Source organism: Flavobacterium sp. TC780, assembly GCF_056783245.1.
Map to the genome: position 1 here is coordinate 12,619 of NZ_JBXBAV010000123.1, position 22,436 is coordinate 35,054.

Below are 22,436 nucleotides of genomic sequence, written 5' to 3' on the forward strand. Positions count from 1 at the left end.
TATATTAAAAAAATGTTACAATTTTAAAATTAAGTATTGTAATTAAAAAAAAGATGTAAATTTGCATCGATGAATAAAATAAGTTTACATATAACTTCTTTGTCACGGACAAACTCACCTGCTACTTCTCCCGAAGTACGGATGCTATCTCTATAGTATTCAAAAGAGTTTTTCGTCGTATTTATTTATATTCATTTTTTTGTTTTGAAATTACCTAAGTTGTCCTTTGGGCAAACACATCCTAAAAGTACGTTTTGTTTAAAATTACCTCAATGTCATGTTTTTGATATTAAGGGTTTTACGTGTATTTTGTTTAGCTTTGCTGAAGCAACTCTTGGGTTTCAGAAAAAAAATCATGTTTTATTTTTTAACCCTAACTTCAACTATTGAAATGAAGATCTCTATTGTTGTAACACAAGAAGAACATTATAAATATGCGCAAGAAATTTGCGATACTATAGAGTCGTCTGCCTTATTGAGAGGTACTGGAATTGCTAAAAGAACTCCAGAGTACATTCAGAAAAAAATGGAAAACAGAGACGCATTGATTGCATTGGCAGATGGTAAATTTGCAGGGTTTTGTTATATCGAAAGCTGGCAACATGGCAAGTTTGTAGCTCATTCTGGATTAATAGTACATCCTGATTATAGAAATTTAGGTTTAGCTAAAAAAATCAAATCAAAAGTTTTTGATTACTCATTAGAAAAGTTTCCAGATGCTAAAATATTTGGTATAACAACTGGTTTGGCTGTTATGAAAATCAATTCAGATTTAGGATATAAGCCAGTTCCCTTTTCAGAACTTACAAGTGATCCAAGCTTTTGGGCAGGTTGTAAAACTTGTACAAATTATGAAATATTAAAAAGTAAAGAAAATAAAATGTGCTTATGCACAGGAATGTTGTACGATCCAAAAGAAAAACAAAAGGATCCACCAAAACATCCTTTTAACGTAAAAGTACTCAATAGATTAAAATCAATTAAACAAGCCCTTTTCTTAAAAAAATAAAATTATGAAAAAAGTTGTATTAGCTTATAGCGGAGGATTAGATACTTCGTACTGCCTTAAATATTTAAAAAATGAAAAAGGATATGAAGTCCACACTGTACTTATTAATACAGGAGGTTTCGATGAAGAAGAATTAAATGCTATTGAAGAAAGAGCTTACGAATTAGGAAGTGCACAACATGCAAATCTTACAATCGTAGATAAATACTATGATAAAGCTATAAAATATTTGATTTATGGAAACGTACTAAAAAATAATACATATCCATTATCTGTAAGTGCTGAACGTGTTTTTCAAGCTATTGAAGCTATAAAATATGCTAAAAAAGTTGGAGCAGAGGCAATTGCACATGGAAGCACAGGAGCAGGAAATGATCAAATTAGATTTGATTTAATTTTTCAAACTATCGCTCCCGAAATTGAAATTATTACTCCAATTAGAGATTTAAAACTGTCAAGACAAGAAGAAGTTGACTATTTGCAAAAAAATGGAGTTCATTATTCTTGGGAAAAAGCACAATATTCTATCAATAAAGGACTTTGGGGAACGAGTGTAGGAGGAAAAGAAACCTTAACTTCTAATCAGGCTTTACCAAGTGAAGCATATCCATCGCAATTAGAAAAAGATGGTGAAGAGAAGGTAACTTTACAATTTGAAAAAGGAGAATTAGTAGGTGTGAATAACATTAAAAATACACCAACAAAAAATATTGTTATCTTAGAAAAACTAGCTAATGCATACGCAATTGGTAGAGATATTCACGTAGGAGATACTATTATTGGTATTAAAGGAAGAGTAGGTTTTGAAGCGGCTGCACCGTTAATAATTATAAAAGCACACCATTTATTAGAGAAACATACATTAGGTAAATGGCAGCAATATTGGAAAGAACAGTTAGGAAACTGGTACGGAATGTTATTTCATGAAGGTCAGTTTTTGGATCCTGTAATGCGTAATATTGAAGCTTTCCTTGAAGATACTCAAAAAACAGTAAATGGAACTGTAATTGTTTCATTAAAACCATATCACTTTTCGCTTGACGGAATTGAATCAGATAATGATTTAATGAATACAGGATTTGGTCAATACGGAGAAATGAACAACGCTTGGACATCTGATGATGCCAAAGGATTTATTAAGATTTTAGGAAATGCTCAAAATATATTTTCATCCGTAAATCACTTAGACTATGATTAATGTTGGAATAATAGGCGGTTCAGGTTATACAGCTGGGGAATTGATAAGAATATTAATGTACCATCCTAATGTGAATATCGATTTTGTGTACAGTACCACTAATGCAGGTAAGCCATTATCTGTAGCACATCACGATTTATTGGGAGATATTGAAATGGATTTTACCGATGCAATTAACCCAGATGTAAATGTATTATTTTTATGTTTAGGTCATGGAAAGTCTATTTCATTTTTACAAGAAAATAAATTTGCAGGTCACACTAAAATTATTGATTTAGGAAATGATTTTAGATTGATTGAAGATTCAAATTTTGATGGAAAACAATTCGTTTATGGATTGCCAGAATTGAATAAAACGGCTATTAAAAAAGCAAATTATATTGCCAATCCAGGTTGTTTTGCTACCGCAATTCAATTAGCATTGTTGCCCTTGGCAAAAAATCAGCTTTTAGAAAATGACATACATATTAATGCTACGACAGGAAGTACTGGAGCAGGCGTAAGTCCTTCAGAAACTACACATTTTAGTTGGAGATCAAATAATATGTCGCATTATAAAGCATTTGATCATCAGCATTTAGGAGAGATAAATCAAAGTGTAAATCAATTGCAGGCAACATATTCAAATGAGTTACTTTTTATTCCAAATAGAGGAGATTTTGCAAGAGGAATTTTTGCAACATTATATACTACTGCAGAAGAGAGCTTAGATGAAATCGTAGCAAAATATGAAGATTTTTATAAAAACGAACCGTTTGTAACGGTAACTACAACCAATATCAATATGAAACAGGTTGTACAAACAAACAAATGTATTATTAGTTTAACTAAAAAAGGAAACCGGATATTGATTACTTCAATAATCGATAATTTAACCAAAGGAGCTTCTGGGCAAGCAATTCAAAACATGAATTTAATGTTTGGATTACCAGAAACGACAGGTTTACATTTGAAACCAAGCGGATTTTAGAAAAATTTGTTTCAGGATTCAAGTTCTGCGTTCATTGCATAACTTGAAATATCAATACTGAAACTTAAACTAGTTTCGAGTTTGAAGTTTCACGTTCTAAACATAACTTGAAACTTTAAACCTGAAACAAAATAAACAAAAGAAGACATGAATTTATTTAACGTATACCCACTTTATGACATAACTCCTGTAAAAGCATTAGATTGCACAATTACAGACAATAACGGAGTTGAGTATTTAGATTTATATGGTGGTCATGGAGTAATTTCTATTGGTCACACACAACCAGATTATGTATCGAAACTTAAAAATCAATTAGATAATTTAGGTTTTTATTCTAATGCAATTCAGAATCCTTTGCAGGTAGAATTAGCGGAGAAATTAGGTAAACTTTCAGGATTAGAAGATTATGAATTGTTTTTATGCAGTTCAGGAGCAGAAGCAAATGAAAATGCATTGAAACTAGCTTCTTTTCATAACGGAAAATCAAGAGTAGTTGCTTTTGATAATTCTTTCCATGGAAGAACTTCAGCAGCAGTTGCAGTTACAGACAACAAAAAAATTGTAGCTCCAATAAACGCACAACAAGTAGTTACTTTTTTACCTTTAAATAACATCGAATTAGTAGAGGCTGAACTTCAAAAAGGAGATGTTTCTAGTGTTATTATCGAAGGAATTCAAGGAGTAGGTGGTTTAGATGAAGGAACAACAGAGTTTTTTCAGGCTTTAGAAAAGGCTTGTAAGAAATACGATGCTGTTTTAATATTAGATGAAGTGCAATCAGGTTACGGAAGAAGCGGAAAGTTTTTTGCATACCAACATCATAATATCAAGGCCGACATTATTTCGGTGGCAAAAGGAATGGGGAATGGTTTTCCAGTTGGAGCTATTTTAATTTCGCCAGAATTTGAAGCTAGTTTCGGATTATTAGGAACTACTTTTGGTGGAAGCCATTTATCTTGTGCTGCAGGAATTGCAGTTCTAGATGTAATGGAAAAACTGAAATTACAGGATAATGTAAATGAAGTTTCGGCTTACTTTTTTGAACAAATTAAGCAAGTGCCTCAAATTATAAAAGTAAAAGGAAGAGGATTGATGCTTGGTGTGGAATTTGATTTTGAAATTGGAGCACTTCGCAAAAAATTAATTGTAGAGAAACATATTTTTACAGGAAGTGCCAACAACAAAAATCTATTAAAAATTTACCTTCATTAACAGTAAAAAAATCAGATATAGATGTATTTATTGTTGCATTGAAAGAGAGTTTAGCCGAATTAGGACATTAGTTTTTCATTACTAACTACATACAACAACTACCAAACAACCAACTATAAAAATTATGAACCACCAATTATCAATTGAAAGCGAAATTTGGTTTTACTCTCGATGGCAAAGCTTGTCGAAGAAGAAAGAAACCAAATTATTCTGACGAATCAAGCTGATTTAGCCGCTTACAATGGCACAGATTTAGCGATGGAAGAACGTTTAAAAGTCGATAATAAGAAGATTGATGAAATGATTTTATCATTGAGTCAGTTAGCATCTCAGGAGGATCCTGTTGGTGTAGAAAGGTTTCATTTTATACATGAAAATGGGATTAAAGTCAGTAATAAAACGGCAGCTTTTGGTACGATATTGATTATTTATGAATCAAGACCCGATGTAACAATTGAAGCTGGTGGAATTGCCTTTAAATCAGGAAATAAAATTTTACTTAAGGGAGGAAAAGAAGCATTAAAATCTAATCTAAAGATTGTAAGCTTATGGCATCAAGCTTTAACAGAGAATAATGTTTCGACAGAGTGGGTAGAATATTTAAATTTTAGTCGGCAAGAAACACAGGCTTTTTTAGAAAAACCAACACAAAAAGTAGATTTAATTGTACCACGTGGTGGAGAGAAGTTAATTGAATTTGTAAAGGCACATGCAACTTGTCCAGTAATCGTAAGTGGCCGTGGGAATAATTTTGTTTACGTTCATAAAGAAGCAGATACAGATATCGCATTGAAAGTAATTTTGAATGCAAAAACATCTAAAATCTCAGCTTGTAATGCAATAGATAAGGTCTTAATAGATTCTCGATTGCCAAATTTTGAAGGGTTTTTGGCTATTCTAATAGAGGAGCTAAATGAATCAAAAGTAGAGATTATTGTAGATAAAACATTAGAATCTTTTGCAAATACAAGCATTTTGGAAAATGAAGATATCTGGTATGAAGAATTTTTGGATTATAAAATTGTATTAGGGGCAATTGCTTCAGAAGAGGAGGCTATTGCAAAAATTAATAAATATTGTGGCGGACATTAAGCCGCAATTATCACAAGAAATAAAGCTGTTGCACAGGAATTTATGGAGTCTATAGATGCAGCGGCGGTTTATCATAATGCATCAACTCGATTTACTGATGGAGGACAACTTGGCTTAGGTGGAGAATTAGCTATTAGTACAGATAAACTGCACCAACGGGGACCAATTGGATTGCAACATCTGGTTACCAATAAGTGGTATATTTACGGAGAAGGACAAATTAGGTAATTTAAACTTCTTAGATTGTTATACTATCTTAGAATTTTAGATTGCTGAATAACGATTTTAGATTTTAAAATTTAGTTATAGATATAGCTTTGTGAACTTAGCGTTTGTAAACGCAAACAATATAAAAAAGTCTTGCGCCCAGATAGCTATCGGGATTGCGGTAAAATAAAATTTACAATATAAAAAACTCAGAACCTTAGCCACTTAAAGAAATGACTAAAAAAAGGATTTTATTAAAAATTGGAAGTAATACGTTAACCAAAGAAACCAATCATATTTCGAGAGGAAAGATTGAGGATATTGGAATGCAAATTGCTGCTTTAAATGATAAGTACGAATTTGTGATTGTAAGTTCTGGAGCTATTGCAGCGGCGAAACAATTTGTAAAACTAGAGAGCAAAGGCAAGGAAATTATTGTAAAACAAGCTTTAGCATCGATTGGTCAGCCTCATTTGATGCGGATTTTCCATGAGAACTTTAGCGATTTAGGTTTGTTGACCTCACAATGTTTGTTGTCCTATTCTGATTTTGAAAAAGAACAATCCAAAATCAATATTGTAAATACAATAAATGTTTTAGTAGAGAACAATTACATTCCGATTATTAATGAAAATGATACTGTAGCAACCGATGAAATTCAGTTTGGAGATAACGATAAACTAGCTGCATTAACGGCGGTTTTGTTAAATGTAGATATTTTGATAATTGCTACGAATACAAGCGGAATTTATACGAAAGCATCTATTTATAATGAAGCACCGGAAACAATAGCTTTAGTAAATGATTTGCAGCTTTTAGAAAAAGAGATTGGAGAATCTAAGTCAACACATGGAACAGGCGGAATGCAATCAAAAATTGAAGCAGCGGCAATTGCCAAAGCAGCAAATATCGAAACCTGGATCGTAAACGGATTAGAAGATAATTTTATTTTAAAAGCATTAAAAAATGAAATTCCTTTTACCAAGATTGTCTGAAGATGTTGATTAGGTTAATCATTAATTCGAATAATGATTATTAAATAGGAATAGGGGTGATAGGGATTTTTAGAAATAATAATAAAAAAAGAAAACATAAACTATATTTTTAATTCAAATTATGATGATTGTCAAAAGAAGAACACGGATAGTGCGGATTTACTAAAGTAAAGACACAGATAAAAACAGATACTATTCTTAAAAATGTTGATTCGGTTAGTCGACTATTCGGTTAAACAGTTAAACAAATAACAATTAAACAATATATTATGAACTATATTTCAATTCAAGATATCAACTCATTATCAAAATGGGTTAAAGGGGCGTTAAAAATCAAGAAAAAGCCACTAAAAAATCAACACCTAAGGTAAGAACAAAACCTTAGGGATGTTATTTTTTAATCCGAGTTTAAGAACGCGTTTGAGTACTCAAAAAGCAGCTTTAAACTTAGGGATGAATGTCATGGTAATGAATTTCACCAATGAAGGATGGACACTAGAGTTTGAGGATGGAGCAATTATGAACTCAGGTGCTTCAGAGCATATAAAAGAAGCAGCAGAGGTAGTTTCTCAATATTGTGATATTATTGCGATTCGTGCTTTTGCAGGTTTAGAAAATAAAGAAAAAGATTATGCAGAAACAGTTATTTCAGGATTTATAAAACATGCAACAGTACCTATTGTAAATATGGAAAGTGCAGTTCGTCACCCAATGCAATCTTTGGCAGATGCAATTACAATGGAAGAATATAAAACCAAACATAAACCCAAAGTAGTACTTTCTTGGGCGCCACATCCTAAGGCTTTACCTCAGGCAGTTGCTAATTCATTTGTAGAAATGATGCAAATGCAAAAGAATATGGACTTTGTGATTACGCATCCAGAAGGATATGAACTAAGCCCAGAAATAACAAAAGACTGTAAAATTGAATATGATCAAGACAAAGCATTCGAAAATGCTGATTTTGTATATGTGAAAAACTGGAGTAATTTTAATGATTATGGAAAAGTAACCAACATAGATCCAACGTGGACAGTTACTGCCGAAAAAATGGCTTTAACAAACAACGGAAAATTTATGCATTGTCTTCCAGTTCGTCGTAATGTAATTGTGAGTGATGAAGTTTTGGATGGCGAAAATTCAATCGTAATCGAGCAAGCGAATAACAGAACATATTCAGCACAATTGGTGTTGCAGAAGATTTTGAAGAAATTATAATTTTATAGGTGCAAAGGCACAAAGTTGGGAAAGGTTCAGAGATTTTACAAACTGAATCTAAGCTTTGTCCTTTTGTTCCCTTGAACCTTTGAACCTCATGAAAAAAGTTACAGTAATAAAAATAGGCGGAAATATAATTGATAATCCATTAGAATTAGAACAGTTTTTATCCGATTTTTCTAAAATAGAAGGGTATAAAGTATTAGTTCATGGAGGAGGAAAATCGGCTACTAAAATGGCAGAAAGCATTGGTTTGGTTCCACAAATGATTGATGGTCGACGTATAACAGATGCTGCAATGCTAGATGTTGTGGTGATGATTTACGCAGGTCAGATTAATAAAAATATTGTAGCGCAATTACAGTCTAAAAATAATAATGCAATTGGGTTTTCAGGAGCTGATGGAAATTTAATCCAATCAACAAAAAGAAATCATCCAACAATCGATTATGGTTTTGTGGGTGATGTAAAGCAAGTTAATACAAAATTACTAGCTACATTACTAGAAAATGAAATTGTACCAGTTTTTTGTGCAATTACACACGATAAAAAGGGACAATTGCTAAACACAAATGCTGACACGATTGCAAGTGAATTAGCGATTGCTTTATCTGAAGTCTTTGAAGTTACACTTACATATTGTTTTGAAAAACAAGGTGTTTTGTCAGATTCAGAAGATGATTCATCGGTAATCACAGAAATAAACGAAGCTTTATATGTACAATTAAAAACCAAAAAGGTGATTCATTCCGGGATGATTCCTAAGCTAGATAATTGTTTTAACAGCTTGTCTAAAGGAGTTCAAACAATAAAGATTGGACACCATAGCATGTTGCAAAATTCTAATATATTGCACACAACGATTAAATTATAAAAGAAAAAAGTTGCTAAGTTTCTAAGAAACCATGATTTTTGCAATCTTAGAAAATACAGAATCTTAGTACTTCAGTACCTATTTAAAAAATGAAAAATATAGAAAAGCTCCAGCAAGAAGCAATAGCATTATTGAAAAGTTTAATCGAAACCCCTTCTTTTTCAAGTGAGGAAGATCAAACGGCACTTTTAATCGAAAATTGGTTCAATCAAAACGGAATTCCTTTTAAGAGAGAAAACAATAATGTGTGGGCTTTCAACAAGTATTTTGATGAAAAGAAACCAACACTTTTACTTAATTCGCACCACGATACAGTAAAGCCAAACCAGGCATATACAAACGATCCTTTTAAAGCAATTGTAAAAGATGGCAAATTATTTGGATTAGGAAGTAATGATGCAGGAGGTTGTTTGGTTTCGCTATTGGCAACGTTTGTACATTTTTATAACAACGAAAAGTTACCATATAATTTGGTAATCGTAGCTTCTGCAGAAGAAGAAAGCAGTGGAAAAAATGGATTAAATAGTGTTTTGCAACATTTACCAGAGTTGGATTGCGCAATTGTAGGGGAGCCAACATTGATGCAATTGGCTGTAGCCGAAAAAGGATTATTAGTGTTAGATGTAAAGGTAAAAGGAACAGCAAGTCATGCAGCCCATCAAAATGATGATAACTCGTTATACAATGCTATTCCTGTAATGGAATGGTTTAGAAACTATAAATACGATAAGATATCCGACGTTTTAGGGCCAGTAAAAATGACGGTAACTCAAATAAATGCAGGAAAACAGCATAACGTAGTACCATCAGAATGTGATTTGGTAGTTGATATTCGTGTAAACGATTGTTATTCAAATACCGAGATTTTAGAAGTGGTAAAAGCCAATGTAAAAGCTGAAGTAACACCGCGTTCTATGCACCTTAATGCATCCTCAATACCAGTTGCACATGCTTTGGTTCAAGCAGGAATTGCTCTAGGAAGAACAACTTATGGTTCGCCAACGCTTTCCGATCAATCGGTTTTAAGCTGTCAGTCATTAAAGTTAGGACCAGGAGAAACATTGCGTTCACACTCGGCAGACGAATTTATTTTTATCAATGAAATTGAAGAAGGAATTGAATTGTATATTAAAATACTAACTGATTTCTTTAAATTATAATATCATCTTCTTGTTATCTTTTGTCATCCTGTGCGGAGTCGAAGGATAATTAGGAGCTCTTTCCCGCTATTCGTTTCAATCTTTTCCTGGCTAAAGAAGCCAGAAAAAGGATTTTCACTGTTATCGGGGCTAGGACATTCAGGGAATAAGAAACATAATAATAAAACAAAACTTTGTGAATCTTCGAGTCTCTTTGCGAAACTCTGTGAAACAAAAAACATATAGCTTATGAAACTTTGGGAAAAAGGAATACCAACTGATAAACAAATCGAACAATTTACTGTTGGGAATGATAGAGAGCTTGATTTGGTCCTAGCAAAATACGATGCATTGGGGTCAATAGCACATGCAAAAATGTTGGGTCAAATAGGGCTTTTAACTGCAGATGAAACCAATTCGTTAGTGGATGCATTAAACGAAATCATTGCCGATGCTGAAAAAGGAAATTTTGTAATCGAAGATAGTTTTGAAGATGTACATTCCAAAATCGAATACTTACTAACAGTGAAATTAGGCGATGCAGGGAAGAAAATCCACACAGCACGTTCTCGTAACGATCAAGTTTTGGTTGATGTGCATTTGTATCTAAAAGATGAGGTAAAGGCATTAAAAGAACAAGTAAAAAGCCTTTTTGACTTGTTGATGGAATCAGCCGAGAAACATCAAAATGTATTATTGCCAGGATACACACATTTACAAATAGCAATGCCATCGTCATTCGGAATGTGGTTTTCTGCTTATGCAGAGAGTCTTATTGATGATATTACAATGCTTAATGCTGCTGCCAAAATTGTAGATCAAAATCCATTAGGATCAGCGGCAGGTTATGGAAGTTCATTTCCTATAAATAGAACATTTACAACAAAAGAGCTAGGATTCGAAACTTTAAAGTACAATGCAGTAGCTGCGCAAATGAGTCGTGGTAAAGCAGAAAAAACAGTTGCTTTTGCAATGAGTAGTGTTGCAGCAACACTGTCTAAATTTGCAATGGACGTTTGTTTGTATATGAGTCAGAATTTTGATTTTATCAGCTTGCCATCGCATCTTACAACAGGTTCGAGCATCATGCCGCATAAAAAGAACCCTGATGTATTTGAATTAATTCGTGGAAAATGTAACAAAATACAAGCATTACCATATGAAATCACTTTAATTACAAATAACTTACCAAGTGGCTATCATAGAGATTTACAGCTTTTAAAAGAAGGACTGTTTCCAGCAATTCAAAATCTTAAAGCTTGTTTAGACATTGCAATTTTCTCCATAAAAGACATTGCAGTAAAAGACCATATTTTAGAAGATAAAAAATACGATTACTTGTTTACAGTAGATACATTAAATGAAATGGTTGTAGCAGGAATGCCGTTTAGAGATGCATATAAAGAAGTTGCTGAGCAATTAGAAAATGGCACATTTAAGTCTCCTAAAGAAACAAAACATACACACGAAGGAAGTATTAATAATTTGTGTTTAGATGCTATAAAGGATAAGATGAAGAGTTCTTATTAATTTACGAAAATGCGCTATGATTTCATAGTGCATTTTTTTTGGTAAATCCTTTTTTATTAAAAACAGAAAATTCATACTAAATACATATATTTGATACATAGTTATCTTAAAGTAATAGTATGACACAATTTGATGAACAGGCAACTCAAAAACTTTTTGAGAAGAACTTAATTACCGAACAACAATTTGTACAGGTAAAAGCCTATCGCAGTTTAGGGATTTTTTCGCTACATAACGAATTAAAATTATTCCTATACCTATCGGTTTTGTTATTTACAACAGGAATTGGAATCTTGATTTATCAAAATATAGATACAATAGGTCATGTAGCTATTTTATCTTTGCTTTTAATTGTAACAGTAATCTGTTTTTATTTTTGCTTTAAAAATTCAAAAGGATTTCAAAAAGAAGATTCTAGTTTTGAAAATCCAGTATTACAATATTTAGTCCTTACAGCGACAATTCTTAGCTGTATTTTTGTTGGGTACATTCAATTTCAATACGAGCTATTCGGGACTCATTATGGTTTGGCTACATTAGTTCCTACGATTATAAGTTTCTTTTGTGCTTATTATTTTGACAATAAAAGCGTATTAACAATTGCTGTAACAGGTTTAACAGCTTATATAGGTCTTTCGGTAAGCCCGCAAACCTTACTTAGCAATGATTTTTATACAACAGATACCTTAAGTTATTCGGCAATTATATTAGGAGGTTTATTGATCCTTTGGACTATTTATAGCACAAAGATTAATTTAAAAATACATTTCAATTTTATTTACCTTACTTATGCTTTGCATTTGATAAGTATTGCTGCAATCAATAACCTATTTCAAGGTTATTGGTTAATTTTTGCAATTGTCTTAGGAGCTTCTGTTTATTATTTCTACAAAGTAAGCTATCAAATTCCTGCAATTTCATTATTTGTGTTTACAATTATATACGCCTACATTGGTATTAATATTATAGTTTTTAAATTTTTAGAGTTTATAAATGCCGATGATTTCTTTGAATTTATAATGGTTTTAACTCCTTTTTATATAATAGGATCTATTGTTTTATTTATCAAATTAATTAAAAATTTCAATAAACAAAAAGCAAATGATAGTATACGATAAGAATTTATTGAAGAATATTTTTTTGGTTAACGAAGCTGAGAACTTACAGAAAGCTAATTTTATAACTAAAGAGCAATTAGATACTGTTTCTAAAGAATTACCAGTACTTAAAAGTCAGGATAATATATTAATTCGTATTGGGTTCTTTTTATTAGGAGTCTTTTTGTATTCGTCTATTTGCGGAACAGTTTCTTTATTAGGAATAAGTGCTTCCTCTAATGATTTTATTATTGTTTTAGTTTATCTGTTCGCAATTATTGGGTTTTTAGGGACTGAGTTTTTAGCACAACAAAGATATTATGGATACGGTTTAGATGATGCTTTTGTATTAGGAGCACCGAATTAACTTTGGCGATAGCTGTAGCAATGTCTTTTACAACAAACATATTAAATGTAAGCAATGGAGATATGTTAGCTAGTATGGTTACTGTAACAGTAGTTTCTTTTTTTATGTATTTGCGTTATTTACATTTGTCTTCGGCATTAATTTTTTTGCTTAGCATCGACCACAACATTAGGATTTGTGTTCTTTAATTATATTGAATTAGGAAGTGTTATTTTACCATTTGTATTAATGCTTTATGCAATTGCAATGTATTATAGTAGTAGAGTATTCAAAATTTGAAAGATCCTTTTTATTATAATGGATTTCTTTTGATGAAAAATTTCAGTTTAATATTATTCTATTTATCAGGGAATTATTTTGTTGTAAGAGAGTTTTCAGCAAGCTTATCTGATGGTTATTATGAAATAAGCCCGGAAATTCCATTTAGCATGTTCTTTTGGATTTTTACGTTTATAGTTCCCGTTCTTTATTTGTTTTTTGGATTACGTAACAAAGATAGAGTTTTGCTTTGGATCGGTTTTCTATCCTTTTGTTTTTCAATTTTTACTTTTAGAACCTATCATCATGTTTTACCGACAGAAGTAGCGTTAACTTTTGGGGGACTATTACTATTTGCATTTACTTACTTTGCAATAAGAAAAATAAGAGACAATGAAAAAGGAATAACATTTAAATCGGACCGATTTGATAACTCAAATTCATTATTAAATGCCGAAGCTTTAATTATAGCATCTACATTTGGAATGAAGCCAGAAGTTAAGCCTGAGGAATCACCAATGGAGTTTGGAGGAGGAATTTTAGCGGAGGAGGCTCAGGAGGAAGTTTTTAATTGGTAAAATGCCTTTTGTAGAAAGTAAGATGTGAAAAGCCCCCTGAATTAAAATTAATTCAGGGGGGGCTTTTTTTATGTCTATAACCTAGCATTAATAATCTCATGTAAGTAATCTCACATCTAACTTCTGATTTCGTTACACTTTACTTTTCAAAGCTTCAGCATCAATATCACTATGAGAAACATCATATATTGATTTTCCGTCTTTAATAAGTAATAATTGAGGAGATTGATGAACGACGTTAAAGCGAGATGCTATTTCATTCGAAACATCACGATGTGCTATTAAATCAAGAAAATAAGCCTTAACTTTAGTGTCCAAATCAAATTCTCTTTCAAATTGTTTTAGGGCCATTCTGCTAATACTACATCTTGTACTGTGTTTAAAAATAAGAATTTGCTTATCTTTAGACTCAGATACGATTTCGTCTAATTGGTCTACACTTGTTAAGGGGATCCAGTTTATTTTAGTTTCTGATGATTCATTTTGATCAGAATTTCCAAATAGTGATGATAGAAAACTCATATTTTGTCGTTATTTATGACTTTTTGACATTTAAAAATAATGAAAATCAAATTTTAAGCGTCATTTTGTCTGTTTGTTTATTGTGGAATATATTTTGAGAAATAATAAACAAAGTTACTTATTAAAATAGAATCATAAATCATAAATCAATATAAAGATGAACATAAATAAATTTACAATCAAATCGCAAGAAGCTATTCAGCTTTCTCAGCAGTTGGCTCAACAAAACGGTCAACAGCAAATTGAGAATGAGCATATCTTCAAGGCTATCTTTGAGGTTGATGAAAATGTAGCGCCATTTATTTTGAAAAAACTCAATGTAAATGTGCCTTTATTTCTTCAAATTCTAGATAGCACAATTCAAAGTTTCCCGAAGGTTTCGGGAGGAGATGTAATGCTTTCCAGAGATGCAAATAAAGCATTGAATGAAGCAGAGATTATTGCGCAAAAAATGAACGATGAATACGTTTCGATCGAACATTTAATACTTGCAATTTTTGATTCAAAAAGCAAAGTTGCTCAAATCTTAAAAGATCAAGGAGTAACTGGTAAAGGTTTAAAAGCAGCTATTGATGAATTACGTAAAGGAGAACGTGTAACTTCAGCATCAGCAGAAGAGACTTATAATTCATTGAACAAATATGCGAAAAACTTAAACGAATTAGCACGTACAGGAAAATTAGATCCTGTTATTGGTAGAGATGAAGAAATTAGACGTGTGTTACAAATCTTAACACGTCAAACAAAAAATAACCCAATGTTAATTGGTGAACCTGGAGTTGGTAAAACTGCAATTGCCGAAGGTTTAGCACGAAGAATCGTTAATGGTGACGTGCCAGAAAACTTAAAGGATAAAATTGTGTTTTCACTAGATATGGGAGCATTAATTGCTGGGGCAAAATATAAAGGAGAATTAGAAGAACGATTAAAATCGGTAGTAAAAGAAGTTACTGCCGCCGAAGGAGATATCGTTTTATTTATTGATGAGATTCATACACTTGTAGGTGCAGGTGGAGGAGAAGGCGCAATGGATGCGGCTAATATCCTAAAACCAGCATTGGCTCGTGGAGAGTTAAGAGCGATCGGTGCAACAACTTTAGATGAGTATCAAAAATATTTTGAAAAAGATAAAGCACTGGAACGTCGTTTCCAAAAAATTATAATTGATGAGCCAGATACTGAAAGTGCGATTTCAATTTTACGTGGAATTAAAGAAAAGTATGAAACACATCATAAAGTTCAGATAAAAGACGAAGCTATTATTGCTGCTGTTGAGCTTTCTCAACGTTATATTACCAATCGTTTTCTACCGGATAAAGCGATTGATTTAATGGACGAAGCTGCATCTAAATTGCGTATGGAAATCAATTCGAAACCTGAGGAATTAGATGTTTTGGATAGAAAAATAATGCAATTAGAAATTGAGATTGAGGCCATAAAACGTGAGAAAGACGAAAGCAAGCTCAAGGTTTTAGGAATGGAGTTGGCGAACCTTAAAGAAGAGCGAAATGAAATCTACGCCAAATGGAAATCTGAAAAAGATGTAGTAGATGGAATTCAAGCTGTAAAATTAGAGCTTGAAAACTTTAAACATGAGGCGGATCGTGCAGAACGTGATGGAGATTACGGAAAAGTTGCCGAGATTCGTTACGGAAAAATAAAAGAAGCTCAAGAAAGACTAGATGTCTTATTGAAACAAATGCATGAGTATCAAACGGGGCATTCTTTGATTAAAGAAGAAGTTACCAGAGAAGATATTGCCGAAGTTGTTGCAAAATGGACAGGTATTCCAGTGATGAAAATGCTTCAAACCGAAAGAGAAAAACTCTTGCATCTAGAAGATGAATTACACAAACGTGTAGTTGGTCAAGAAGAAGCAATTGAAGCGGTAAGTGATGCCGTAAGAAGAAGTAGAGCTGGTTTACAAGACATGAAAAAACCTGTTGGTACCTTCTTGTTTTTAGGAACTACAGGAGTTGGTAAAACTGAGTTGGCAAAAGCATTGGCCGAGTATCTTTTTGATGATGAAAATGCTATGACCAGAATTGATATGAGTGAGTATCAAGAACGTCATAGTGTGAGTAGATTAGTTGGTGCACCTCCAGGATATGTAGGATACAATGAAGGTGGACAATTGACAGAAGCTGTACGTAAAACCGTATTCAGTAATTCTGTTAGATGAGATTGAAAAAGCGCATCCAGATACATTTAATATTTTATTACAAGTATTGGATGAAGGACGATTAACAGATAATAAAGGGCGTTTAGCCGATTTTAAAAATACGATTATCATCATGACTTCTAATATGGGAAGCCAGATAATACAAGAAAAATTTGAGAATTTAAAAGGAGGCATTGAAGCTGCAACAGAGGCTGCAAAAGTCGAAGTGCTTGCTTTATTGAAACAAACAGTACGTCCGGAATTTATTAACCGTATTGATGAGATTGTATTGTTTCCGCCTTTAACAGTGGATAATATTAAACATATTGTTGGTTTACAACTAAAGAGTGTTACCAAAATGTTGGCTTTGCAAGGAATTACAATGGATGCAACCCCTGAAGCTGTTGCTTATTTATCGGATAAAGGGTTTGATCCGCAATTCGGTGCAAGACCAGTAAAACGCGTTATACAAAGAGACGTTTTAAATCAATTGTCAAAAGAAATTTTGGCAGGGAAGATTACAACAGATAGTATCATTTTATTAGATGCATTTGATGGTAAATTGGTTTTTAGAAACCAAACACAAGAAGTGACCCAATAATTTTGATTTTTATAAATTTGAAAACACCAGTCGTAAGGCTGGTGTTTTTTATATATAAATTTGAAAATCAGTAAATAATGAAACTTTTTTTTAAATTAGTATAAGGAAAAATATAATTAAGTTCTCATCTTTACTTAGGCAGAGCTAAGCTAAGATTAGTTGTATATAAAAAATTTAAAAAAATAATAGGATGAACAACATATTTAAAGGATTAATAGCGGGGTATGGTGCGAAAAAGCTTGGAAGTGGCTGTTTTGGGACTGTTTTTGTTTTTGTGATTATCTGGTTACTTTTAGGTCAATGCAGTTAAGAGTGCTGTTTTGAAGTGAGATTGAAAATATTTGGTTAAATAGGAAGAAATAGAAGAAAGAGATTTGAACAAAAAGTATTAGATTCGCACAAAATAACAATATGCGTCAATTAAATTTTGTGCCCTACACAAAGAGTTAACGCAATTCTTAAAAGAATTATATGGCATCAGGTTTTTTCGTTATATTAGATGATATTGCAGCAATCATGGATGATGTTGCAGTAATGAGTAAAGTTGCAGTAAAAAAGACGGCAGGTATCCTAGGAGATGATTTGGCTGTTAATGCCGAAAAAGCATCAGGCTTTGCTTCATCAAGAGAACTCCCTGTATTATGGGCGATTGGTAAAGGTTCGTTTATTAATAAATTAATCATTTTACCAATTGCATTTTTGTTAAGTGCTTTTTTTCCAGTAGCCATTATAGTAATCTTAGTGCTAGGAGGACTCTTTTTAGCGTATGAAGGAGCTGAAAAAATATTTGAAATTTTTCTTTCCACACAAACATGAAAAGATTGAGGTTACAGCACAAATTTTTTCAGAAGAAGAAATTTTAGCTGTTGAAAAAGAAAAAATAAAATCAGCAATCATAACTGATTTTATATTATCTGTAGAAATAGTAATTATAGCACTAGGAACCGTAATTGGGAAACCTATACTTATCACAGATTATGGTTGTTTCTATTATTGCAATAGTTGCAACAATTGGAGTGTATGGTATTGTTGCACTTATTGTAAGAATGGATGAATTTGGTTTGAAACTTATTCAACTTAGTAAAAAAGAACGTAGCTTATCAAAAACGATAGGGAATATTCTAGTACAGGCACTTCCAAGAGTGATTCAAGGTTTATCAGTAATTGGAACGATAGCTTTGCTATTAGTAGCGGGAGGTATATTTGTACATAATATTGAGTTTTTTCATCACCTAGTGCCTCAGTTACCTTCAATTATAAAAGAATTTGTTATTGGACTTGTGATAGGGTTTTTGGTTTTAGGAATTGTAACTCTAATCAAAAAAATGATTCCAAAAAAAGAAGTGACAGAATAGTTGTTTTATCTATTATATTAGACACCAATCGGAAGATTGGTGTTTTTTTTATGCCAAAAATGAAATTTTTTAAAGTTGTTAGTTTATTGTTTTTTAGTTAGTTAGTGTTTTTTTGTGATTATTTAACAATTTTTATGAAGCAACCATTTTGATCTATCTGCATCTATATTATAATTAATAACAAAAAATATATATTTATGAAAAATTTCAATTTAAAATCAGTTTTAACTGTATTATTCTTAGTAACAGTATTAATTTCATGTAGTAATGACAAAGATGATGATCAACCTGCTGCTCCTGAATTTACAGTGAAAAGTGCTTTAGTAACTGAAGTTAAAGGACCAGAAACAGGAAAGGTAAATGAGGAACTTAGTTATGATGTGACTTATGTAGTTGAGAGCGCTTGTGCAGAATTTGGTAAAATCAGTGAGATAACAATTGGTACAGAAAAAGGATTGCAAGTTGAAGCTAAATATCCATCAGGAGCTTGTACGTTACAAGTGCCAGATCCTAAAAAAACAGTTTACAAATTTAAATCAGCAGCAAAAGGAACTTTTGATATAAAATTCAAAAAATCAGAAACTGAATTTGTAACAGCAAAAGTAGTTATTGAATAGTTAACTTAATTCAATATATAGAGTGCTTACTATATAAAAGGAGCAGTTAATTAAAAACTGTTTTATTTTTATTTCATTCAATTAAACACCAGTTAGGATGCTGGTGTTTTTTTGTTTTTGGAGCAAGACGATTTTTTTGATAAGAACATAATTTCCCGCTATTCGTTTTAATATTTTATTTTTTAAAGAAAAAACAAAATGATTACCACTGCTATCGGGGCTAGAATAGAAATTTTAGTTTTTTATTTGAACCAATGGCTCACTTTGCTATTCCTTTAAAAATTACTATTTTTGCACTCTAAATTTTAAGACATGCCGAATAAGAAATATAAAATAGCCGTTATCCAGTTAAATCTGAATGATGTTGCCGAAAATAATCTTAAAAAATGTATCAGTTGGGTAAAAGATGCAGCCAATAAAGGTGCTGAAGTAATCCTGTTGCCAGAATTATATAGTAGTCATTATTTTTGCCAAAGTGAAGATGTAGATAATTTTGCATTAGCAGAACCATTATACAGTACTTCATTTATAGCTTTTAGTGCTTTGGCTAAAGAATTAGGAGTGGTTATTATTGTTCCTTTCTTCGAAAAAAGAATGGCAGGAATATATCACAATAGTGCATATATTATAGATACTGACGGATCAGAAGCAGGGTTGTATCGTAAGATGCATATTCCAGATGATCCACATTTTTATGAAAAATTCTATTTTACACCTGGTGATTTAGGTTTTCAAGCTATTGAAACTAAAAAAGGAAAAATAGGAACATTAATTTGTTGGGATCAATGGTATCCAGAAGCGGCTCGTATTACGGCTTTAAAAGGCGCAGAAGTGTTGTTTTATCCAACAGCAATTGGATGGCATCCAAAAGAGAAAGAGCAATACGGTGAAAACCAGTATGGAGCTTGGATGAACGTAATGAAAGGACACGCTGTTGCAAATGGTGTATTTGTTGCCGCTGCTAATAGAATTGGTTTGGAGCAATATATTGATGGTACAGATGGAATTCAGTTTTGGGGAGCTTCATTTATTGCTGGACCTCAAGGAGAAATTTTAGCGCAGGCTTCACACGATAAAGAAGAAATTTTAATCGCTGAGGTTGATTTGGATTTAAAGAAAATGTGCGTCAGAACTGGCCATTTTTTAGAGACAGAAGAATCAATGCCTTGGAGATATTACAAAAAGAGCAATCGACTAATTTAGCCGATTTATATAAAAGCAAAAAAGGACAAAATTTACATTTTGTCCTTTTTTTATTTCTTAAAGTAAAATTTCTAATTATTTAACTTTAAAAGTAACTCTTCTTACGATTTGACGCGCTTCTTTAGAGTTTTTGTTCAGCAGAAGTGTCTTCACCGTTAGCAATTACATTTAATCTAAAAGCATCAATTCCAGCATTTGTAGCTACTTTTTTCACAGCTTCAGCTCTTTTTCTAGATAACTCAGTATTGTAGCTAGAGTTTCCGATTTCGTCTGAATATCCAATAACATCTGCAGATTTCCCAGGATTGTTTTTCAAGTATTTAACTAAAAAGTCAACACCAGATAAAGAAGCATTTGTTGGTTTAGAAGAGTTAAAATCGAAGTATACATTTACATATCCACCATTAATCAATTCTTCAACTGTATTGTTTGTTGCAGTTTCGCTACCTTTTTTAGAATATGTTTTATCTAAATAGCTTTCTAATTCATCAGGAACACCATTTTGATTGGTATCGATAGATTGTCCTTTAGTATTTACAGCAACACCAGAAACAGTATTAGGCTCTAGATCATATAAATCAGCAACACCATCTTTATCAGTGTCGATAAGACCAGTTTCTATTGTATTAACTCTGTCTTCTAATTTATTTAATCTATCATTGTCTTCAGAATACCAGTCAGCATGTTTCTCTTTTTTACCTAGGTAGAAAGTTAAACCAACAGAAGCATTTAATAATACTCCATCAAATGAACCGCTAGTTGTTTGTCCCATTCCGTCAAAGTTATGGTTTTGTCTTCGTTGCTAACAATTCCGGTAAGATCACCAGTTAAAGCAATAGTATTGCTTAATCTAAGCTGTCCTGTAAGACCAACAATTCCGTGAGCCATATAGTCTTTTCCATCAAAACCATTATCAGCACTTAATTGAGAAACTCCAAAACCACCATGTGCCAATAAACCAATTGTATTGGTCCAAGTTTCAAAGTTTAAGGCTCTACCAATATTTACAACTCCTTGTAAACTTGTTCTTAAGTATTTACTGTCAAATGGAGCGGTATCATTGCGTTCCTGAAATTGATCGTATCCAAAATCTAATTTCAAACCAAATTTCAGTTCTAAACATATATCGTACACCTAAATCTGCGTGAAAGGGGCTAAGTGTAGATGTAGAATACCCTTCAGTCATTGTTCTAGTTGGTTTGTTTAAACCACCATTTAATTCGATAGACCATTTGTTGTACGAGTTTTTTTCAATTGTAGGTTGTGCAGTACTTGTTGCCATACTTTGTGCACCTGCCGCCATGGACAGTAATAAAAGTGATACGGATGCTAATTTCTTTTTCATGATATCCTATTGTTAAATTTAATTTTTTTTGAGCCTTTTCGTTTAAACTCAGTATAAAAATAGAATAATCGGTTTGAACCAATGTTACTCCGTATACATAATTCCCATGTTTTGTGGCTTTCTTCATCATTTTTTGGTTCTATTGATGGCAATACTTTTTAGTTATTTAGAATAAATTATATTTCTATCTAACTGGAAAAAAGAACTTTACATAATGATAAAGGGTATGAATGTTTATCTTTGTCTTTTTTTAATTTAGAACCTTTTTATGACGACAAATAATAGGATATTTCCTGCAGAGTGGGAAAAACAGCAAGGAATTGTATTGTGTTTTCCCCATAATGGGAAAGATTGGCCAGGGAAATACGAAGCTGTTCAATGGGCTTTTGTAGAGTTTATAAAAAAAGTAGCTGCACATGAAATCGTTTTCTTGGTAGTTGCCGATGATGATTTGAAAGCAAAAGTGAACGATATGTTCGAAAGAGCGCATGTAGATTTAAAGAATGTTACTTATATCATTCATAAAACTAACAGAAGTTGGATGCGTGATTCAGGACCAATTGTTGTTAGAAATGGAGATAAAAGAGAGGCATTAAACTTTAATTTTAATGGTTGGGCAAAATACAAAAACTATCAATTAGATAAGTTTGTACCAGCAAAAGTCGCAGAGGTTTTAGGTATTCCAGTTACACAGGTTGTTTATAAAGGAAAACCGGTTATTGTTGAGGGTGGTGCGATTGATGTAAACGGAAGAGGAACATTGCTAACTTCTGAGGAATGTTTGATGCATCCAAGTATTCAGGTTCGTAATCCAGGTTTTACGAAAGAAGATTATGAAGCAGTTTTTAAAGAATATCTTGGCGTAACAAACGTTATTTGGTTGGA

Annotated in this window: 16 protein-coding genes and 6 pseudogenes; 18 read left to right on the forward strand and 4 right to left on the reverse strand. The window is 32.2% G+C overall.

All coding sequences use genetic code 11. The features are described from left to right. Positions 1-391: 391 nt before the first annotated feature. The 13 genes and pseudogenes from AC1RYN_RS13560 (at position 392) to AC1RYN_RS13620 (ending at position 13,747) form a co-directional block, all read left to right on the forward strand. The gene (locus AC1RYN_RS13560) at positions 392-1,009 is read left to right on the forward strand and encodes a GNAT family N-acetyltransferase (protein ID WP_264285995.1); all 618 of its coding nucleotides are present in this window, start codon (positions 392-394) and stop codon (positions 1,007-1,009) included. A gap of 4 nt (positions 1,010-1,013) precedes the next feature. Then, the gene (locus tag AC1RYN_RS13565; protein ID WP_195736327.1) at positions 1,014-2,207 is read left to right on the forward strand and encodes an argininosuccinate synthase; all 1,194 of its coding nucleotides are present in this window, start codon (positions 1,014-1,016) and stop codon (positions 2,205-2,207) included. Then, positions 2,200-3,177, forward strand: coding sequence for an N-acetyl-gamma-glutamyl-phosphate reductase (gene argC / locus AC1RYN_RS13570; RefSeq protein WP_481807391.1), 978 nt, complete (start codon positions 2,200-2,202; stop codon positions 3,175-3,177). The genes AC1RYN_RS13565 and argC overlap by 8 nt, the downstream gene beginning before the upstream one ends. A gap of 147 nt (positions 3,178-3,324) precedes the next feature. After that, positions 3,325-4,463 (forward strand): annotated as a pseudogene (locus AC1RYN_RS13575) (aspartate aminotransferase family protein). A 100-nt stretch (positions 4,464-4,563) separates the two neighbouring features. Next, positions 4,564-5,712 (forward strand): annotated as a pseudogene (locus AC1RYN_RS13580) (glutamate-5-semialdehyde dehydrogenase). A 212-nt stretch (positions 5,713-5,924) separates the two neighbouring features. Further along, complete coding sequence (gene proB / locus AC1RYN_RS13585; protein ID WP_481807392.1) at positions 5,925-6,686, forward strand: glutamate 5-kinase; 762 nt, start codon at positions 5,925-5,927, stop codon at positions 6,684-6,686. Between the two features lie 269 nt (positions 6,687-6,955). Further along, positions 6,956-7,904 (forward strand): annotated as a pseudogene (locus tag AC1RYN_RS13590) (N-acetylornithine carbamoyltransferase). A 97-nt stretch (positions 7,905-8,001) separates the two neighbouring features. After that, positions 8,002-8,778, forward strand: coding sequence for an acetylglutamate kinase (gene argB / locus AC1RYN_RS13595; RefSeq protein WP_481807393.1), 777 nt, complete (start codon positions 8,002-8,004; stop codon positions 8,776-8,778). An 89-nt stretch (positions 8,779-8,867) separates the two neighbouring features. Next, positions 8,868-9,938, forward strand: a complete 1,071-nt coding sequence (locus AC1RYN_RS13600) for a M20 family metallo-hydrolase (protein WP_481807394.1) — start codon at positions 8,868-8,870, stop codon at positions 9,936-9,938. 228 nt (positions 9,939-10,166) lie between these two features. Next, positions 10,167-11,447: an argininosuccinate lyase gene (argH, locus tag AC1RYN_RS13605; protein WP_264285986.1), complete on the forward strand. Its 1,281-nt coding sequence runs from the start codon at positions 10,167-10,169 to the stop codon at positions 11,445-11,447. A 119-nt stretch (positions 11,448-11,566) separates the two neighbouring features. After that, positions 11,567-12,565 (forward strand): DUF2157 domain-containing protein, encoded by a 999-nt coding sequence (locus AC1RYN_RS13610; RefSeq protein WP_481807395.1) that lies wholly within the window; start codon positions 11,567-11,569, stop codon positions 12,563-12,565. Further along, positions 12,549-12,911 (forward strand): hypothetical protein, encoded by a 363-nt coding sequence (locus AC1RYN_RS13615; RefSeq protein WP_481807396.1) that lies wholly within the window; start codon positions 12,549-12,551, stop codon positions 12,909-12,911. The genes AC1RYN_RS13610 and AC1RYN_RS13615 overlap by 17 nt, the downstream gene beginning before the upstream one ends. A gap of 275 nt (positions 12,912-13,186) precedes the next feature. After that, positions 13,187-13,747 carry a hypothetical protein gene (locus tag AC1RYN_RS13620; RefSeq protein ID WP_481807397.1) on the forward strand — a complete coding sequence of 187 codons (561 nt, stop codon included), beginning with the start codon at positions 13,187-13,189 and terminating at the stop codon, positions 13,745-13,747. Positions 13,748-13,879: 132 nt separating this feature from the next. Here the strand turns inward: AC1RYN_RS13620 and ytxJ are convergent, their stop codons facing one another. Continuing rightward, entirely contained in the window at positions 13,880-14,269 is a 390-nt protein-coding gene (gene ytxJ / locus AC1RYN_RS13625) for a bacillithiol system redox-active protein YtxJ (RefSeq protein ID WP_481807398.1), read from the reverse strand. A 157-nt stretch (positions 14,270-14,426) separates the two neighbouring features. Between ytxJ and clpB the strand changes: the two are divergent. The 4 genes and pseudogenes from clpB (at position 14,427) to AC1RYN_RS13645 (ending at position 20,201) form a co-directional block, all read left to right on the forward strand. Continuing rightward, positions 14,427-17,031: pseudogene (gene clpB / locus AC1RYN_RS13630) on the forward strand (ATP-dependent chaperone ClpB). A gap of 471 nt (positions 17,032-17,502) precedes the next feature. Continuing rightward, a pseudogene (locus AC1RYN_RS13635) lies at positions 17,503-18,386 on the forward strand (DUF808 domain-containing protein). Between the two features lie 197 nt (positions 18,387-18,583). Beyond that, complete coding sequence (locus tag AC1RYN_RS13640) at positions 18,584-19,003, forward strand: hypothetical protein (RefSeq protein WP_481807399.1); 420 nt, start codon at positions 18,584-18,586, stop codon at positions 19,001-19,003. 312 nt (positions 19,004-19,315) lie between these two features. Continuing rightward, a pseudogene (locus AC1RYN_RS13645) lies at positions 19,316-20,201 on the forward strand (carbon-nitrogen hydrolase). A 126-nt stretch (positions 20,202-20,327) separates the two neighbouring features. On the opposite strand, the gene AC1RYN_RS13650 reads toward AC1RYN_RS13645, so the two are convergent. Genes AC1RYN_RS13650 through AC1RYN_RS13660 form a run of 3 tightly spaced genes read right to left on the reverse strand, consistent with a single transcriptional unit; the run spans position 20,328 to position 21,551 of the window. Continuing rightward, positions 20,328-20,978 carry an OmpA family protein gene (locus tag AC1RYN_RS13650; RefSeq protein ID WP_481807400.1) on the reverse strand — a complete coding sequence of 217 codons (651 nt, stop codon included), beginning with the start codon at positions 20,976-20,978 and terminating at the stop codon, positions 20,328-20,330. Then, entirely contained in the window at positions 20,936-21,307 is a 372-nt protein-coding gene (locus AC1RYN_RS13655) for a hypothetical protein (protein WP_481807401.1), read from the reverse strand. The genes AC1RYN_RS13650 and AC1RYN_RS13655 overlap by 43 nt, the downstream gene beginning before the upstream one ends. Then, the gene (locus AC1RYN_RS13660) at positions 21,264-21,551 is read right to left on the reverse strand and encodes a hypothetical protein (RefSeq protein ID WP_481807402.1); all 288 of its coding nucleotides are present in this window, start codon (positions 21,549-21,551) and stop codon (positions 21,264-21,266) included. The genes AC1RYN_RS13655 and AC1RYN_RS13660 overlap by 44 nt, the downstream gene beginning before the upstream one ends. 268 nt (positions 21,552-21,819) lie before the next feature. On the opposite strand from AC1RYN_RS13660, the gene AC1RYN_RS13665 reads away from it, so the two are divergent. After that, positions 21,820-22,436 (forward strand): agmatine deiminase family protein (locus tag AC1RYN_RS13665; RefSeq protein ID WP_481807403.1); only part of this gene is annotated, 617 nt, incomplete at its 3' end.

What these genes read in the sequence shown, in the direction of transcription:
- AC1RYN_RS13560 (WP_264285995.1), top strand. Translation starts at nt 392, where the DNA reads ATGAAGATCTCTATTGTTGTAACACAAGAAGAACATTATAAATATGCG.
- AC1RYN_RS13565 (WP_195736327.1), top strand. Translation starts at nt 1,014, where the DNA reads ATGAAAAAAGTTGTATTAGCTTATAGCGGAGGATTAGATACTTCGTAC.
- argC (WP_481807391.1), top strand. Translation starts at nt 2,200, where the DNA reads ATGATTAATGTTGGAATAATAGGCGGTTCAGGTTATACAGCTGGGGAA.
- proB (WP_481807392.1), top strand. Translation starts at nt 5,925, where the DNA reads ATGACTAAAAAAAGGATTTTATTAAAAATTGGAAGTAATACGTTAACC.
- argB (WP_481807393.1), top strand. Translation starts at nt 8,002, where the DNA reads ATGAAAAAAGTTACAGTAATAAAAATAGGCGGAAATATAATTGATAAT.
- AC1RYN_RS13600 (WP_481807394.1), top strand. Translation starts at nt 8,868, where the DNA reads ATGAAAAATATAGAAAAGCTCCAGCAAGAAGCAATAGCATTATTGAAA.
- argH (WP_264285986.1), top strand. Translation starts at nt 10,167, where the DNA reads ATGAAACTTTGGGAAAAAGGAATACCAACTGATAAACAAATCGAACAA.
- AC1RYN_RS13610 (WP_481807395.1), top strand. Translation starts at nt 11,567, where the DNA reads ATGACACAATTTGATGAACAGGCAACTCAAAAACTTTTTGAGAAGAAC.
- AC1RYN_RS13615 (WP_481807396.1), top strand. Translation starts at nt 12,549, where the DNA reads ATGATAGTATACGATAAGAATTTATTGAAGAATATTTTTTTGGTTAAC.
- ytxJ (WP_481807398.1), bottom strand. Translation starts at nt 14,269, where the DNA reads ATGAGTTTTCTATCATCACTATTTGGAAATTCTGATCAAAATGAATCA.
- AC1RYN_RS13640 (WP_481807399.1), top strand. Translation starts at nt 18,584, where the DNA reads ATGAAAAATTTCAATTTAAAATCAGTTTTAACTGTATTATTCTTAGTA.
- AC1RYN_RS13650 (WP_481807400.1), bottom strand. Translation starts at nt 20,978, where the DNA reads ATGGGACAAACAACTAGCGGTTCATTTGATGGAGTATTATTAAATGCT.
- AC1RYN_RS13660 (WP_481807402.1), bottom strand. Translation starts at nt 21,551, where the DNA reads ATGAAAAAGAAATTAGCATCCGTATCACTTTTATTACTGTCCATGGCG.